The organism is Flammeovirga sp. EKP202, from assembly GCF_014534745.1.
GTDB lineage: Bacteria > Bacteroidota > Bacteroidia > Cytophagales > Flammeovirgaceae > Flammeovirga.
Window position 1 is genome coordinate 53,178 of record NZ_JACVVP010000041.1, and the last position, 17,860, is coordinate 71,037.

Annotated in this window: 10 protein-coding genes; 7 read left to right on the forward strand and 3 right to left on the reverse strand. The window is 32.9% G+C overall.

Going from position 1 to position 17,860, the window contains the following annotated elements:
- Window positions 1-8: 8 nt before the first annotated feature.
- Entirely contained in the window at window positions 9-4,139 is a 4,131-nt protein-coding gene (locus IC221_RS21180) for a DUF445 family protein (protein ID WP_188170874.1), read from the reverse strand.
- A gap of 316 nt (window positions 4,140-4,455) precedes the next feature.
- Between IC221_RS21180 and IC221_RS21185 the strand changes: the two genes are divergently transcribed.
- Window positions 4,456-5,733 carry an MFS transporter gene (locus IC221_RS21185; protein ID WP_188170875.1) on the forward strand — a complete coding sequence of 426 codons (1,278 nt, stop codon included), beginning with the start codon at window positions 4,456-4,458 and terminating at the stop codon, window positions 5,731-5,733.
- Between the two features lie 88 nt (window positions 5,734-5,821).
- On the opposite strand, the gene IC221_RS21190 is transcribed toward IC221_RS21185, so the two are convergent.
- A complete protein-coding gene (locus IC221_RS21190) occupies window positions 5,822-6,637 on the reverse strand; it encodes a DUF5106 domain-containing protein (protein ID WP_188170876.1) in 816 nt (271 codons plus the stop codon).
- Between the two features lie 468 nt (window positions 6,638-7,105).
- A complete protein-coding gene (locus IC221_RS21195) occupies window positions 7,106-7,666 on the reverse strand; it encodes an RNA polymerase sigma factor (RefSeq protein WP_188170877.1) in 561 nt (186 codons plus the stop codon).
- Window positions 7,667-7,999: 333 nt separating this feature from the next.
- On the opposite strand from IC221_RS21195, the gene IC221_RS21200 reads away from it, so the two are divergent.
- The 6 genes from IC221_RS21200 to IC221_RS21225 all read left to right on the forward strand — a co-directional run bounded on the left by IC221_RS21200 (window position 8,000) and on the right by IC221_RS21225 (window position 17,823).
- Window positions 8,000-9,043 carry a FecR family protein gene (locus IC221_RS21200; RefSeq protein WP_188170878.1) on the forward strand — a complete coding sequence of 348 codons (1,044 nt, stop codon included), beginning with the start codon at window positions 8,000-8,002 and terminating at the stop codon, window positions 9,041-9,043.
- 93 nt (window positions 9,044-9,136) lie between these two features.
- On the forward strand, window positions 9,137-12,304 hold the full coding sequence (locus IC221_RS21205) for a TonB-dependent receptor (RefSeq protein ID WP_188170879.1): 3,168 nt from the start codon (window positions 9,137-9,139) through the stop codon (window positions 12,302-12,304).
- Window positions 12,252-13,256 carry an FISUMP domain-containing protein gene (locus tag IC221_RS21210; protein ID WP_188170880.1) on the forward strand — a complete coding sequence of 335 codons (1,005 nt, stop codon included), beginning with the start codon at window positions 12,252-12,254 and terminating at the stop codon, window positions 13,254-13,256. Before IC221_RS21205 ends, IC221_RS21210 begins: the two co-directional genes overlap by 53 nt.
- Window positions 13,257-13,302: 46 nt before the next feature.
- A complete protein-coding gene (locus IC221_RS21215; protein ID WP_188170881.1) occupies window positions 13,303-14,721 on the forward strand; it encodes a fibrobacter succinogenes major paralogous domain-containing protein in 1,419 nt (472 codons plus the stop codon).
- A gap of 70 nt (window positions 14,722-14,791) precedes the next feature.
- Window positions 14,792-16,432 (forward strand): FISUMP domain-containing protein, encoded by a 1,641-nt coding sequence (locus IC221_RS21220; protein ID WP_188170882.1) that lies wholly within the window; start codon window positions 14,792-14,794, stop codon window positions 16,430-16,432.
- A 188-nt stretch (window positions 16,433-16,620) separates the two neighbouring features.
- Window positions 16,621-17,823, forward strand: coding sequence for a hypothetical protein (locus IC221_RS21225; protein WP_188170883.1), 1,203 nt, complete (start codon window positions 16,621-16,623; stop codon window positions 17,821-17,823).
- Window positions 17,824-17,860 lie beyond the last annotated feature (37 nt).

The following is a 17,860-nucleotide window of genomic DNA, read 5'->3' on the forward strand; positions in this document are numbered from 1 at the left end:
AATTCAATTTACTCTTTTAAGACTAAAGAAACTAATTGAATCAAACCAAAATCTAACATTGCTCCAATCGGCAATCCTAAAAAGAATCCATATATAATTAATCTTCTGAAATACATGCCTGCAAAACCATAAAAAAGTTCCTCAATCTTGGCAGGGTCCATTTGATTAATCTCATTGACCACAATTCCTTGGAAATCTATAGTTTTAATCAATGCACTTGTATGTGGAGAGGCAGATTGCATCAGTCCATCGAGCGTCTTACTCAGTAGGTAATTCTTGGTCTCGGTAGTGAGGCATTTATTGAAATCATTCAAAAATATTACAGAGAGATTTTTGATCAACTCCCTAATTACTTCTTGATTTTTGTTATTTTCCAAAGATTTTGCAATTCCTTTTTCTACATCATAGATCAATTGTTCATGATTGACGATCTCAGAGATGCCATTTTGTTCGAGGTATTCAGCAATATAATGTGCTATAGTACTGATAAACTTTTGAGACGATCTTGAATTCAATAAAATAGTAAACGTGCTTCGAATACCTTCACGTAATTCTTGTTCATCTGTATTCTTAAATATGTCTTTTACTTTTTTAGAAAGAATAACCTTCTTTGATATTTCTTTGATGATGTCCGATAGTTCATTGACAATGTTGTCTTGCTTGACTTCGTCAGAAATTCTATCAGCAAGGTGGTTTCTTATAATTTCTATCTCTGGAGCTAGATTTAGGCTAAGTTGATCATACAATTCACCTTCAGAGAGTGTCCCCACGCTTAGAATTTTTTCAATCTTTGTTTCAAAAATTTCATCAACAATTCTATTCAATACAAATTGCACACTTGTCAATAATCGATGATTTTGAAGTAAACCAAGTACAGTCTCTTTTATTGGCTCATTATTGATGGCCACATTAAGGTCTTTAATCTTAGTTTTTCTTGAAATAATAGAAATCCTATCTTGTATCTTTTGAGTAATATCAGGAAGCCCTCTCAACAATAAATCGGGAATTTTTTTGTTGGTCAATGCCATAGAGGTTCTTTTGATATTACCCTCATATAGAGCTGCCATTCTTCTTTTATTCACTACAGAAGTATAGACATCTTGAGCAATTTTTTCATCATTTTCATTAAGATGATTGATCACTCTTTGTATCAATTGCTCAACGATATGAATGCTGTTTGCTTGAAGTGCCTCATAAGGTTTTCCACCAAACAATGTCCTAATAGGTTGTTCTTGATTGGAAATGTCCAGTAATTGTTTTTCAAAGAAATGTAATATTTTGTTTTGGAAATCCTCTTTCCCCAATGTTTCCATCATGAGTTTCCAAATACTTTCTTTGATTTTTACCTTATTATTACTGAAGATCGGAATTTCATTCAACGACTTCGTTCTATATTCAATCAGTTTATCCCTGAAAACTTTCTTCAGTTGATCAAATAAATCATCTTTTAATATCCATTGATGAGCTTTGTCTAATTGCTTTTTGAGAATTTGTTTGACAGCGTCAAACATCTGATCGACAAATTTATCAGGAATTGCATCATTGAGCATTAAGTCATTGTTGAATAGATCAATCACCTTGTCGGATAAAAACTTGGACAGGGTTTCATAAACCGCATCTTTATGTGCAAAATCAATGAATTTAGTTTGCAATGAACTTGATGGAAACGAATCGATTTTTACAATTTCTTCTTCTATTTTATTGGCAAAAGTTTGAGCATACTCATACCTTTTTGAAAACAAATTGTGAGTGAAGTCTTTACTTACCTTCTTTGCAATTCCTTTCTTTTCAGTTTCTAAAAGAATATCCAACGTACGGTAATCGGTTTCTACAAAGGTATTGTAAATACTATCTTTGAGTGACGTAAGTTTTCCTTGAATATCGTTGCCTATAGACTCTTCATTAAGCAATTGTTGCCCTACAAATTTACCCATATTGTTAGCAAAGTTTTCCTTATTCGCTGAGACAACACTAGGCGTAAAAGGTACTTTAATACCCATTACATATTTTGCAGTATACGGCCTGAAGATCATTTTAATGGCAATCCAGTTGGTCGCTAAACCCGTAATACCATAGACTAAGGCGATGCTTAACCCTAAACTGATAGGGTTTTCACCCATAGGGACATAAGCTGTTAATCCTCCAGCAATAGCACCTAGAAATGCACCAAAATAAGTGATCGGTTTCATGTTTTCCCCCATAAATCCTTTCACCATTTCAGGCAATTTATTATGTTTATTTTGAAGATTATCAGCAACAATTCTACTCACTTGCCCCTTCATCAGTCGGTTGATATTTCTATCAATATATCCTACTATGCCTGATGTGAGTTTCTTGGGGAGTGAAGCACTTTTTTGAGCTATTTTTACTAAATCATGAATAGGGCGTTGTTTCCCTTTTTCAAATTCATCTCGAATAAAAGCTACTGAAAGTTTTTTCAGCTTTGGAGTCCACTTCTCAACGGTATTAGAGCTGATTAAATTTGAAAAGGGTTTATTTGTAATTTCTTTATCAATAATTCCTTCCAAAGCCTTAGAAATGGCGACTTTTTCAGAAACCATAACTTCTTCTGAAAAACTTTGTGTTTTATTCCCAAACTTGGCAATGGTAGCGTCTGTAAATAACGAATACAGAGGTTGTTCTTTGATGCGGTCCAAACGTTCGCTGACAATAATCTTCGCTTTCTCCGTTGATTTTTTCTGATAGATGAATTTTGAAATCAGTTGTTCATCAATAAGAAACTTAAAAAGTCTAGAAAGATCTTCATGTTGCCTGTCTGATGACCAAATACTTTCTATTCTTTTGTCCATGATGGACGACATCGATTCAGCTCCTTGTCCCAGTAGTTTCTCATCAATGAGCGTTTTTAATAATGCATGAAGCGTATTGATGAGTCCTTTTTGATCGAACTTCTGAATTAAACTGCCGATGCTATTTTTCTTAAGATAATCTAGCATAAACTCAGCACCTTGTTCTGCAAGTGCCTTTGAGTTTTGATCCGTTTTTTGATCATTGGCAATATGAATGATCTCGTCAACGACTTTGAAACGTTCACTAACACTATCAACGAAAAGCCCCATTAACCAGCGACCGATTAAACTAGCTTCCTCTTCGAAGGCCTCATTAACGAGGTGATTGATTTCTTCCCGGTTTTCTTGAATCCATTCAACTACCGCATCAAGAATAATTGGAATATTGCTTCTTAGAAAATTTTCGAAATTTTCAGCAATGGTAGGAGGAAGAATATCAAAGATGGTCGTTTCTTCTTGACTGATTACGTCAATAAGAATATTAATAAGCCTTTTAATGGGTGCATTATCACTCTGATCTTGTAATTCTTTATCCAAGATGCGATGCACTTCCTTGGCGATATTCACATGATCTCCCGATCCTAACAGTTCACTAATACTTTTCTGAGAGATAGATTGACTAAGCTTTAATATCAGTTCGTCATTCTCAATCTGCTTTAAAAAGTTATCAATAAAATTATTCAGAGGTAATTCGTCATTTTTGATCAATTGATGTAATTCATCAAAAAAATCACCTGTATATTGATCAATTGCTTCAAAAAGAATAGGGGATACAACACTCTTCACTTGTTCCCTTTTGAATTCATGCCAGATGTCATTTGTCAATACTTCAATAAGATTTTCTTTCTTTAAAATTGAAAGAATAATATCGAAAGATTGATCACATACATAGCGGATATGTTGTTTGGAAGTGAAATCCGTGATATGAGAATTCATTAATAGCCCGTTCAATCCTTTACGAATCGTTTCTTTCGATTGCTCATCAATCAGGGCTAAAAAACGATCTATAGAAGTATTGATTTCAGGAATATCTGCAATCAGTTCATCTTCTTGAAAAGCTTCTTTTAAATGCGTTTCAATAAATTCAGTCAGCATGACTTGTAAAGCATTTTGAAATGCCTCTTTTTTCACTTCCTCACTGATGTTGTCGTGTCTGATAATTTCAGATTCAACGAGTTGACTGATATTATTAATGAATTGATCCTTTGTTTGTTCTACTATACTAGGGATACCCATCACCTTTTCAAATAACATTCTAAGGGCGAGATCATTAGTAGTATAACCTACAACAGAACCTGAAAATATTTTTAATAGTACTTCACTGATCATAAAATAAAGTTGCAATAAACTCCATGGAATACAAACATTTTTTGAATAGAATTAGAAAAAGAAATATAATTCGATTGAAAAAGGGTTTCAAAGTAATTTTCAATAAATGTTTTTATTTGTTAAAATGTGACTCTAAAATGATGATATTGGATAAAACTGATAAGTGTCATTCTTACTTTCTAAATTCTAAATCTATATTGCAAACGGTTTAGGTTTTTTAAGGGATAATGAATTGAAGTATTATTCGTCCTATTATTTTGATCACTAATTAATTCCACTTAAAACACTTTTTAATTAACAATTTTGTCTCAAAACGATGAGTGAAACTATAGAAAAAACGATTGTGAAAGACGTTCAAACTAAAAAAAACAACACAGGGCCTTTCCTAATTATGGTAGGCTTAATGTTCATTGTAGGTTTCTTAACTGTAGTGAACCAACAATTCCAAGCACCATTACAGGAAGCATTACTTTCTGAAGCAGGTTCATTAGAAAACACTTTAGCAACGTTTATTACGTTTGCTTTCTTTATGGGTTACCCAACAATGGGTAATATTGCATCTAGCTGGGTGGACAACAAAGGACATAAAACAACTTTGATCAGAGGTCTTATCTTGTTAGTAGGTGCATTGGGTATCGAAGCATTATCAGCGAAGTTTGCTAATCTTCCATCTGTAGCAATTGGTGAAAGTGCAGTTCCTCAAGCGTTCTTTATCTTCTTAGTAGGATCATACGCATTAGGTTGTGCAATGGCTGTTTTACAAACTGTAATCAACCCATTTATCGCAGTTTGTGAAGTTCCAGGAACATCTTCTGTAACTCGTTTAAGTATTGCTGGTGCTTTGAACTCTATTGGTACAACAGCAGCACCTTTCTTTGTAGCAGGTATTATCTTTGGTGGTGTTGCTCCAGAAGTAGCTCAAATCTTATTGCCATTATCAATCTTAATGATTGTGATCGCAGTAGTAGCTGGTGTTTTAGGTAAAATTGAATTACCCAACCCAATGGCATCGGATGACGGTGAGGAAGTTGATCCTTCTACATTAACTAAATCTATTTGGAGCTTCAAACACTTAACATTAGGTGTAATTGCAATCTTCGTTTATGTAGGTGCAGAAGTAGCGGTAGGTTCAAACCTTGTACTTCATGCAAAACAAATTGGTTTACAAAAAGAAACTTATGCATTTATGGCCACTATATACTGGGGTTCAATGTTAGTAGGTCGTTTATGTGGGTCATTCTTAGCGAAAATCCCTGGACAAACTCAATTGTTAGTGACAGCAGCTATCGCTTTAGTATTAACTGTAGCAGGTATGTTGACTCAGCAATTATGGTTATTAGTAGGTATTGGTTTAATGCACTCAATCATGTGGGGAGCAATCTTCGCTTTAGCGATTGACAAATTAGGACCTTATACAGCAAAAGGTTCAGGTGCTTTAATGATTGGTGTAGCAGGTGGTGCTATCCTTCCTTGGGTACAAGGTGTAAGTGCTGATGCTTTAGGTGATTGGCAAATGACATGGGGTATCGTAATTCTTTGCGAGGCTTATCTTGTATACTACGCTTTAGTTGGTTATAAGCATAACTTAGACTAAGTCGTCTAGAGTTTAAAATATAAATGGAAACACCTTGCTAGTGATGGCAAGGTGTTTTTTTTGTTCTCAACAAATTAGATATGAATCTTTACAAAGCTCCTTGATTTAAGAAATATTTAGTGACTGCTTCTAGAGGGACATCCTTTAAGATGACTCGTTTGTTTTTATCCATGAGATATATTGAAGGTAAAGCAGGTGTATAGTATATTTCATTACTATCAATTACGTCATCAATATCTTTGGCCCAAATCCATTGATCACCCTTTGTGAGGGTAGGTGATTCAGAATTATCTACCATAAGGACTTTTAATTTTCCTGAATCAGTGGTATTCCTTATTACTTCATTCTTCCCTAATTCCTTATAATTTTCAATACACGAAGGACACTCACTGTTTGTAAAAACTACCAATATGTACGGTGCTTGTATTGAGTAGAGATTTTTAATATTACCATCGATTTTAGTGTTAAAATCACTAGCAAGTTTACCTATTTTATTTTTTTCAATAATAGTTAAGTGGTATTTGATTCTGACTTTTTGTAAGTCACTTAATATTGAATTTCTTTTGTAATCTTCTAAAATCAATTCGTACAGTCCTTCATTTCTAAAGGGTGAGTTAGGATCAAAAAGAACTTTCTCAAAAATTTCAAGATAGAAAAGAAGAGTCTTATCAGTTTGGTTTGTTTGGTTAGTGAAAAAGTGAATCTCTTGAGATTTAGAAGAATTACTCATTGTACTTAATCCATAGATATACTTGAAAAGTATTTTTTCAGAAGCTTTTTTATTACTTAAGTCTTGAATGTTATGGTTTTGCCAAAAGAAGTCGGTGTATCCAAAATCAACACTTTGAGAATATAAGGAAGCTACATTACAAAAAAGTAGTAAATAAAGTGGTAGTAATTTCATTATTGAAATAGATTTTTTAATTGAATAAAATATTTATTTTTTTCTTTAATATCATTAACAGTTAAGGAGTAGTGAAATCATATTAAAAAAGACTCTATATAAATGAAGGTTTAATAAAATTGAATTAGATAATCAAGAGGACAAAATATCTTAAGGAATAAAAGTGTATAAATATTTTTCTCCATTTTAAAATTCCTTGTTTAGATATATAATAGAATTTATTGATTACAAAGGTTCTCAATATTTTTTGATTAACCTTGATGTGAAAGAGTATCGTATTTTATGGTACTTTTTCACTCGTTTTTTAGTGTTAAAACTGAAGCTCTCTTTTCAATTTTTTTTTTAATATGATTATTATAAATCAACAAGCTATTATTGATAAATGTTATTTCTTTCAATATTATTCGAATCAGATATAAATTATCTCTCATCCTTTTATTTTATGGTTTAGTAGTTATCTATTCAAACTTAGATTGCTTTCCTTTCTTTCTTTGTCATTGAAAAAAGCTGTTCAGTGGCTTTCGCAAGGTGATTTTTTACCGTATTTGGGGACACATCCATAATTTCTGCAATTTGGTTGATGGTAAATTTCTCTTCACGACTTAAACGAAAGGCTTCTTGCATACGAATAGGGAGTTTAGAAATATAGTGCTCTAGTTTTGTGAAAAGTTCTTCTTTATTGATTTCATCTTTTTCAAATTGATCTTCAACCCAGTTCATATGTATATCAATAGAGTCGGTTGGGAGTCGTCTAGATTTCTCTGCTTTCTTAACCAAGTTATTTCTTAAGGAACCAAAGAGATATGCTTTAGGAGTCTTAATGTGTAGAGGCCCAATTTCGTCCGTTTTATTGATACGTTCAATCAAGTATATAAATACCTCTTGTATACTGTCTTCAACCGTTTCCAAAGGAAACCCTAGACGTACCCCAAAATTACATAAGCGAATATTATACTCGTGAAATATCACACTTAAGTCCGTTTGTTCATCTTCATTTATATAAAGATGGTATAATTCTGAAAATGTCATTTAGCTTTAGATTGTTTTGGTTTTAAAATTAGTAAGTCATAACTCTTGTATAGTTTTTCAAATATCATTTTTGCTTTCATTAAACCAAAGCTTCTACTCTTGCTTTCATAATATGATAGCTAAATGTTAACAATTTAGAAATATCAATTGAATTTTAATGTTAGTAGTGAATTTCGTCTATGAGTCAAAGCTACTGTTTGTTAGTTGTTTGAGTGGTTTTTTATGCTAATTTTATGAATTCATAATTTGTTTACGAAGGAGAGTAGTCCTTTTTCTAGTCTTTCTTGCCCTTAGTAGTTGAAATATAATTTTCTTAATTATTTGAATTATTAGATGCAGAAAGAAGTTTTTTTAGTCAAATGTCATGAATACCTAAATGACCATATGAAAGAAGATGAAAAATTGACCTTTGAAGAAGAAGTCATGAAGGATTTAGAAAAAAAACAGATTCTAGATCATTATTCTTTGATGTGGGAAGAGCCAGTTCGATTGGCGGTACGAATGGAGAAAGACAATAACAATAGAAAATGGAAAGGTATCTTAGGGAGATATTATGAATCTGATAATCAGGTGAATGCTGATTCTACTTTTAAAGTAGAAACAAAAACTAGAAAGAAGACTTTTCCTTTTCTTGGATGGAGTAAATCTATAAATATTGCAGTCTCAATATTTCTATTGGCAATTGTAGGTTTAAAACTACTTTACAATGATGTATCAAACTACCTTAATGAAATAAATAGAAGAGAAGTAGTAGTTACTGACATTGGCGAACGAAGGGAAGTATACTTACCAGATGGGTCAATTGTTACCCTTGGGCCAAAATCTACTCTTGAGTATTTCTATTCTAATAAAGTCAATAAAAGAAATGTATCATTGATCGGTGAAGGTGTTTTTAAAGTTCATCATGATCGCTTAAGACCTTTTAAAGTAAAAACTAAAGGTATAGAGACAGAAGTATTAGGAACTACTTTTAGAGTTAAGGCATATGAGGATGAAAATGTAGCAATCCAATTAAAAAATGGGAAAGTGGCGATAAATCTTCAAGGAAAACAAATAACCACTTTAAGGCCTGGAGAGAAAGTAATTTATGATGCAGAAAATCATAAGTTCACAAGAGGATATTTTAAATCAGCGGAGTGGAAAGCCTGGGAAGACAATAAGCTCTATTTTTCTATGACTTCATTAGAAACGGTCATTAATTCTTTAGAGAAATATTACAACTATACTTTTGAAATAGATGAATCTGTAGCAGATTATGTAGTAATGGGACAGTTCAATGTTGAATTAACAATTGAAGAACTTCTAGATATCATCTCATATTCAGCAGATATCAATTATAAAATTATAGAAGAAAAAATCATCATTCGTGCTAATTAAATATTCACGTGTGGGTGTTGTGTAAATAAAAAGCCAAGACGGATTTGGTAGGATATCTCTGTCTTGACTCTCATCTTAATTAAAAATAAAACTATGAAATTTTTTTCCTTTTGGAAAATTTCTCTCCTAGTATTTATAATTTTTTCACATTCTACTTTGTGGGCCAATTATGAAATGGAGATTGAAGAAGAAAAAGCCAATTCATTCGTTAACATTGATGTTGAGAACATTAGTCTTCTACATTTATTAAAAAAGATCGAAAAACAAAGCGATTTAAACTTTCAATATGTTCAAACTAAAGAAATAATAATTAAAAAATACAAGTATGCAGGCAAAGCAGAACTTGTGGTGGAGGACTTACAAAAAAAACTACGTTTAAACTTAAAGCGTTTAGGTAATTACGTTATTATTAATGGAGGAACACCAATATTACCTTCCCCTCCACCTGTCAAACAATCTGTAGGAAGAATAGAAGGAACAGTCATTGATGAAACAGGAGAACCCATGATTGGTGTTCTTGTATTTATCAAAGGTTCTAAAAAAGGATCAATTACTGATGTAATGGGAGGATTTGAATTAAATGGATTATCCCCTGGAGACTATCAGGTTGTCGTTCAATTTGTGTCTTACAAACAGCAAATAAAAGCGGTCAAAGTAGTGGGAGATCAGGCGACTACTATAAACTTCAAAATGAAGCCAGATACTAAAGAATTAAAAGAAGTATTGGTTACGGCGAAGAAAAATAGAGAAACCGAAGAGATTCTGATGATGGAACAGAAAATTTCTGTTAAACCTATGCAAGCAATTGGTGCTATTGAAATGAAACGTAAAGGGGCATCTGACGCAGAAGCGGCAGTAGTGATGCTACCCGGTATTTCTATTGATGGCAATAATAAAAATGTAACCATTCGAGGTTTAGGTGATAGAAATAACATCACAACATTAAATGGGTTTATGTTACCATCTGAAGAACCTGAGTTTAAAAATATCGCACTTCGTTTCTTTTCTTCAGATATGTTACAGTCCATATCTGTAAACAAGATTTTCTCTGCAGATGGCCCACATGATGTAACTGGAGGTCATGTAGATATACATTCAAGAAGATTGGAAGGGAAAAAAGAATTTAAAATTGATGTTAGAGGCGGTTTTAACTCAACAGCTTTAGGTAAAGAATTTTTGATGCTTGATGGTGTTAGTTCATTTGGTTTTGCTGATTTGCAAAAAAGTTTTCCAAGAACAGGTTCAGGAGCAAATGGATTTACAAATAGTATGAACCCTAACCCAATAGGAATGCCATTAGATAAGAAAGTTGCTATTCGTGGAGGTAGAAGGTTTGATTTAGGTAACGGTCACCAATTTGACTTTTATGGTATCGGTACTATGGAACAGGAGTTTCGTTATATAGAAGGTATAAGATACTCTCCTCAACGTTTTTTTACCACATCACATGATTGGAAACCAGGGATGCCTACATATGATCCTGATGATGATTTTAAATTTGGTACTGAAGGAGGTTATTTTACTAGAAGTACTCAAGACACTTATCATTTATTGATGGGAAGTGTTAATTATGAATATTCAAATAAAGCAGGAATCTCTTATAATCATCTTTATGTCCATTCCAACAGAGCTTTTACTCAAGAAACATTAGGTTTTGATAAAGGAGCAGAAGGGATGCATACGAATGATTTTGTAATGAGAAAACAACAACAAAATGATAATACCCTTTATACAGGACAGTTACACGGTTATTTAGAGCCTATAGAAGGATTGAGGTTAGAAGGTGGTTATGCAGGAAATTATGTATTTGGTGAGGAACCAGATAGAAGAAGTTACCATTTAGCATGGTATAATAAGGAGGATGCAGATATAAACGATTCTTATATGATAGCATCTGGAGATGGAATTGATAACCCTCAAAGATATTTCCATACTTTGAAAACAAGAGACCAAAATATAGTAGGAAATCTCTCATATAAATTACCGAACAAACATGGAAATGTGAGCCAATTAAAAGTAGGTTATAATAAGCGAATTGTGAGCGATGAAATGCTTGCCAATAGTTATACTTTATTGTTGGGAAGAAGTGAACCTTTTGAAGATTTATATGGCGATATGGATTATGTTTTTGAAGACAGTAGGAACGATGTAACAAGGACAAGAAGAACGTATAGTGTAAATAAAAGACTAGAAAATATTTATGGAGAAGTCACTTATCAGCCCTTAAAATTTTTATACTTAAATGCGGGTTTGTCAAGAGATGAAATTGAGATGAATGTACAAACCAATTATGCAATTTTTGATGCAGCGCAATTAGATACTGTTGTTTTGATTCCTAATGTAAACCTACGTTTGGATTTACATAAAAACCATGCAATCCGACTAGGATATAGTAAGACTTATACTTTACCACAAAGTAAGGAAATCTCACCATTTCAATACGAAGCATTGGATTATGGGGCAGTGGGAAATCCAGAATTAGAAATACAGTTTAACAATAACTACGATTTTAAGTACGATTATTACCTTTCCTCAAATGAAATTATCACTTTTGGAGCATTTTATAAAAAAATCAAAAATGCGATTTTAAGAAGAGGTTTGAACTATCAATGGCAGTCCACTTTTACGAGAAATGACATCACTGAAACATATGAAAATTTCGATGATGTAGAAGTAAAAGGAGTAGAAGTGGAGTTGAAGAAAACTATTGCTGAATGGGGTGACGAACATTCTGAGAAATACGATAGATTATCATTTGGTATAAATTTAACTTACCTGAATACCTCTGTTGCTGATACAGTGACAAGATGGATAGAAACAGAACCTCATACTTGGAAATATGCAAATAGAGGTGATCAACTTACCGGAGAGAAAAAAATGGAAGGAGCTACACCTATTATTATCAATTCCGACTTAAGTTATACTATGAGACGTGGAAAGTGGGAGCTAATGAATACTGTCATGTTTCAATATACAGAAGATAAAGTGTATGCCTTAGGTTTTGTAGGATTTGAAAACACAATGGAAATTGGAGTACCTCGTTTAGATTTAATTTCAAATGCTAAATGGGGTAATCATTGGGGATTTAGCTTAAGAGTCAGAAATATCTTAAACCCAACAATGGGAAGGTATTTAATGGGAGATGTACAGAATCATGATTTTGAAACAAATGTTTCAACAACAGTAGATAGAGTTAGATTAGATACCTATGAATATAAACAAGGATTTGATTTTAGAATTGGAGCAAGCTATACATTCTAAATTAATTAAAGTCATTATGAAATTAAATAATATTATTCGCATTGCATTATACGTAGTGTCACCGGTGTTACATTCTTGTGAGTTTGATAGAGTTATGCAAGATATACAACCTAATATCATTAGCTGGCAATTGACAGATGATAAAAAAGGAACGGTAACAGATATTGATGGTAATATCTATAATACGATAGATTATAGAGAAGAAGCTATAGTAGATTCTGTAAGAGTAGAATTTGGGAATATTTGGATGGTAGAAAGTTTAAGAACAACTAAGCTAAATGATGGAACCCGTATTGCTCATAGAGACGAACTTGAAAATCCATTTGATGAGGAGGCAATGTGTTGGGCAGATGATAATGAAGAATTTGCCATTAATAATAATTATGGAGCTTTTTACAATAGAGCAATCACAGAAAGCAATAAAATATGTCCCGAAGGCTGGCATTTACCATCAACAGATGAGGTGAGAGAATTATTATGGGTGTTGGATAAAAGTGGCTTTTCGTTATTAGGTATTCCTTTTCAGAATGACACAGGAGAGGAATACGAAAAAATAGAAGAATTAGAAAGAAATTTTATAGGACCATTTCATTCTACTTTAATCAAATCAATTGCTTCTAAAAATAGAAACTGGCCAGAACCTCCTTATTTTATAAATGATCATGCAACGAATAAACCTTATACCGAAACAGAAAGACAAATGTATATTGGTTACAAACCTGATCGTAATAATCGCTCTGGATTTAATTTAGAACCTAGTGGGTATTACGAAGCCATAAATCATGATTTTCCAAGACGTGATATAGCCATTTATTGGGAAAAAATGGATAGCGATAATAATTACAATGTTAGTTACATAAGAAGAGATAAAGGGTTTCATGGAACAGGTAGTTTTTATGGTGTGCAATCTAGAAATATATATTGTAATGTTCGATGTGTCAAAAATAAGTAATCAGACGAATAAGTTGGCAAATATGAACATTTAGAAAGCGAATAATATGAATATCAAAAATATAAATAAGTGGGGGGTAATGATAATCATCTCCTTCCTTAGTAGTTGTCTTCCTCCTAAAGAAGAACCAACCGCTCAATACGAAAATGGTATAACAGTAAATGATGAAGACTTTATTTTAGAAGAAAATGTACATCTTCACTTTGATGACAGTTTGATAACTTATACGATGAAAGGAAATACAAACGGTATTCCAGTAGAAGTTCAAATAGTGATGGATATACCAGAACAAGATAAAAGAATCATTGCTGATGTGTCAACAAAAGGAAAAGCATTTCAAGAAATTGGAGAGAAAGGAACTGTTCATGTCAATTTCAAAATGGGAGATCAAGAATATCCGACAAGTATATTTGAAGGAACATCTCGTTTTCATATGATCAGCAATAACGAAGTACCTTTTCCAACATCCCCTAAAGAAGGTGCATATGCTTATTATTACTATGAAGCAGTCAATAACAATTTTTGGACAAGAATAACTGAGTTTGATTTCTTTGCTGATGCTTATGAGACGGATTATGGCATGAATGGCTTTGGTACTTACGATGATGGAAGAATGATTGTAAGAGGAAAGTTTAAATTAAGTGGAGACAGTCGATTTGATCATATAACCGATGAAAGAACCTTAATTGAAGCTATCGATTATGGTACGATTCCACAAGAAGGAGATGGAATATTTGATATCAAAACCTTACGATATGGTGCACTAGAATGGATGGGTGAACACCTATCTACTACTCAATTTGTAAATGGAGAAGAAATACCAGAAGTTAAAAGCCCCTCTGAATGGTCCAAATTAACAACTCCTGCTTGGTGTTACTCAGGATTGAACGAAGCCAACGGACAGAACGGTTATGGTAAACTATATAATTGGTATGCAGTAAAATCTGGTAAGTTATGCCCCGAGGGGTGGCGTGTTCCTTCTACTGAAGATTGGGATTATATGACAGGGTATATTGATCATCATAAACTAAGTCATACCGATAACAAATCTCAAGTAAGCAGTAGTTTGGCTAGTAAGGAATTTAAGCAAAATGCTCAAGCTGCTACCCCTTCTGCACCTGCAAAAGATCCTGAAAATAATAATTCAACAGGTTTCTCAGGTCAACCGGTATCCTGTCGTAATGCAGATGGAACATTTGGTGCTATTGGAGATTACCGTTACAGTCCAAATCTTGGAGGGGGCTATACAATATGGTCAACAAGAGAAGGAGAGTTGTACTATATGGAAGCAAAGGATTTGAGATCAACTATTTATCCGTATGAAAACTCAACTGGTTTTTCACACTTTTATGATGACCCTACTGCAGGTAGAAGCGTAAGATGTGTAAAAGGAGATAATGATGCAAAATTAATTGGTCATCCAGATGTTGTTTTTGGTGGACATTTACCACCTAATGTTCAATAAATTAATATTAATTCAAGAGCTTGAAAAATAAGCTAAAATCAATACATATATCAATTAAAAAACTATTAAAATGCAAAAAGCTAAACTAATTTGGTGGGTAATTTTACCCTTGTTCTTGTCAGTATTAAGTTGTACTGAGAAAGAGGACATCATTAATGATGGTGAGGTAGGAGAAACAGAAGATGTAATTAGCATCGCTGTAAAATCAACCTCTGATGAAACAGACTATTTTATCAATGAACCTTTAGATTTAACGGGCTTATCTTTAACTATAACAACAAACGAAGTTGAAGAAACTGTCGAATTTGATGCCTTCGAAAGTAAGAATGTTACAACGTCTCCATTAAACGGTTCTATTTTAGATATTGAAGGAAATGTAGAAATTGAAATAGTATACAGAGATGCAGATCAGAACGAATTAGGAAAAACTTCTTTTCAAGTTAGTGTGACAGAAGAAGTTTTTGATCCTATCAAAGATGTAGAAGGAAATGAGCATCTTTTGAAGAGATTTGGTCGCCAAATCTGGATGGTTGAAAATTTAAAATCCTCAAAGTTCAATAGTGGCGATTTAAAAGGGCAGTCTATTGGAGATTCATTTTCATTGAATGAAGTAAGTGATAGCAATACAGATGAATTTCTATTTATGTCGTATAAACCTACACAGAATAACCAATATTTCATTTCTGATTTTTGTCCTGAAGGTTTTCACCTTCCTCAAATTTTAGAATGGATGGAGCTCATTAATTATTTATCAGAAAGTGGATACAATTGGGATGGTACTACTGAAGCATTAGATTATTCAGATATAAACGCTTCTCAATCGGCTTATCCATTCAGCAATATGAACTATAAGAATAAAGTTAATGCATCATTAGTTATCGGTAGTGAATGGGCAGAAAATCATAATAGTAAAGAAATGGGTTCACCTTCGACCCCAATAGAGGATAGAGATCCTTCTTATCAAAATGGAGGTTCAGGATTTAATGTTATTCATTCAGAAACAAGTGGTGTAATATACTATAATACTCCTGTTGGTAGCTTAACAGTGCATAGTGACTACGCTTCTTTTGCAGGTGGTAATGGTTCAGGATCTGTTGATAAGCCAAACCGAAATTATTTTTCTTATGTACGTTGTGTACAGAATGAGGACAAAGATGAAGTGAAGGTAGAAATTTCAAAATTACCGAATAATCAAAAACAGTATACGGTAATTAATTACTCAGGTATAGAGGTTACAAGAACATTTAGAGACGGTTCTACTGAAGTAATTCCTTACGAAGACTTTGCTGATAAGCAGATTTTTGTATATCCTGAAGAAGGAAAATCTTTAACACAAGAGGGAGATTATCCAATTAAAGTTCATGGTATTTCAGATTGGTCAGAAGAAGTAAACATTAATGTGGAAAAAGGAGAAATAAGTGCCGTAGCAGTAGAAGGAAAAGAAGTACCTAATAAACTAGAGTATTACGTAGGGGAAACTATTGATTTTACAGGAATGGAATTCGAATTAACTGTCAATGGGGAAACAACCGTAATTAAAGGAGAAGATATTCCATCTTCAGCTTATGGTAAAGGAAAAGTGATGATTACTGCTTCTCCTGCTCACGGAGCAGTACTAAGCAAGTATGATACAAAGATTAGAATGTATGTGAAGTTTGAAAATACTACACTTGAATGGTTAGATGATATCCCTTTGACTATACTTCAATAGGGAGGTTTTGTTTCGAAAGTTCAGGTTGGCTCAATTTAGGTTGAGTCAACCTTTTTTTTATGATAAACAACACTGATTTATTTTATTATTAATAATTAAGTTATAACACTTTTTAACAGCGCCGGGATAGTGAAATTTCTAATATATCCCCCCTTATAAATAGAAAGACATAAAAATTTATTTAGGGAATGAGAAATATTTTTTATCATATTATTTTGTTTACATCATTACTTTTTAATTCTCAATTGAAAGTAAATGCACAAAATAACTATTATCAAAAGGCATATGACTACTTCGAAGAAGGAAAGCAATTAGTAATAACAGGAAACGAGGATCAAGCTATACTTAAAGGGGATTCTGCTTTGAACTATCTTACAGAGGCCATTCTTGAAGAGGGACGAACTCCAAAACTACTAGCAACAATGTCAACTATTAACTGGCAGTTAAAAGGAATCTTTTTAACGGATTCCAATAAGGGCAACGTTTACAGAAACATGGTATATGGAGTTAAAAAAGGAAGTGAATTTCTTGATGCTTCTACTCTAGTTGGTTTTATAGAGTGTATGGTTTCATATCAGAAGAATACTAACGCCCTAGATGAGGATGAATTATGGGTTAATTACTGGTTAGTGAATAAGAGTTTGTTGGATTTGGAAGCAAAGAAGACAGACTCTTTACTTCAAATTTGTGATGAAAAGCTATTCTCTCTGTTAGATACTTCATGTGAAGGAATTAGCCATCGCTTTCAAAAGTTAGGAGATAACCTTGAAGACGTTTCGGTACTTCAAGTAAAAGAAGTTGAAAAGTATTTTGAACATACAAATTGTGATGATTTTACTTCCCTTATCAATGTAAAGAAAGTGGTTTTTAAAAATGAACCAACGGCCGAAAATGCCTATGAACTCTTAAGAACAGCTTTACAGTCCAATGATGAAAATTTCATAAATGAAGGTATGAGTATTTGTAAAGAGTACATGAAAGGGGAAACGGAGATTTCTTATGCTATTCGATTAGAAATGGCAAAATTCAATTTGAAAAAAGGTGATAAGAAATCAGCAAGAAATATTGCAGAGTCTTTAAAAGGGACAAGTCTTCAGAATGAAGCTTTTACCTTCTTAGGTGACCTTTATTTTAATTCATTTATGGATATTGTCTCCAATAAATTAACGGAGTGTCAAAATTTGTCTGTTTATTCTTTAGCCTTCGACATGTATCAAGTTGCAGAGAATAACTCTGGGATGAAGAAATGTAAAGAAAAGTTCCCTACGAAGTCAATGCTATTTATGGAAAACAGAAAAGAGAATGAAAAAGTGAAGTTTGGAGGTTGGGTAAACCGAACAACTACACTTCGTTATAGTTACCCCATCAAAATGGACTGCAATCAAAATTAATAATTAAGTAAATTGCAGTATTATGAAAAGTAAAAGA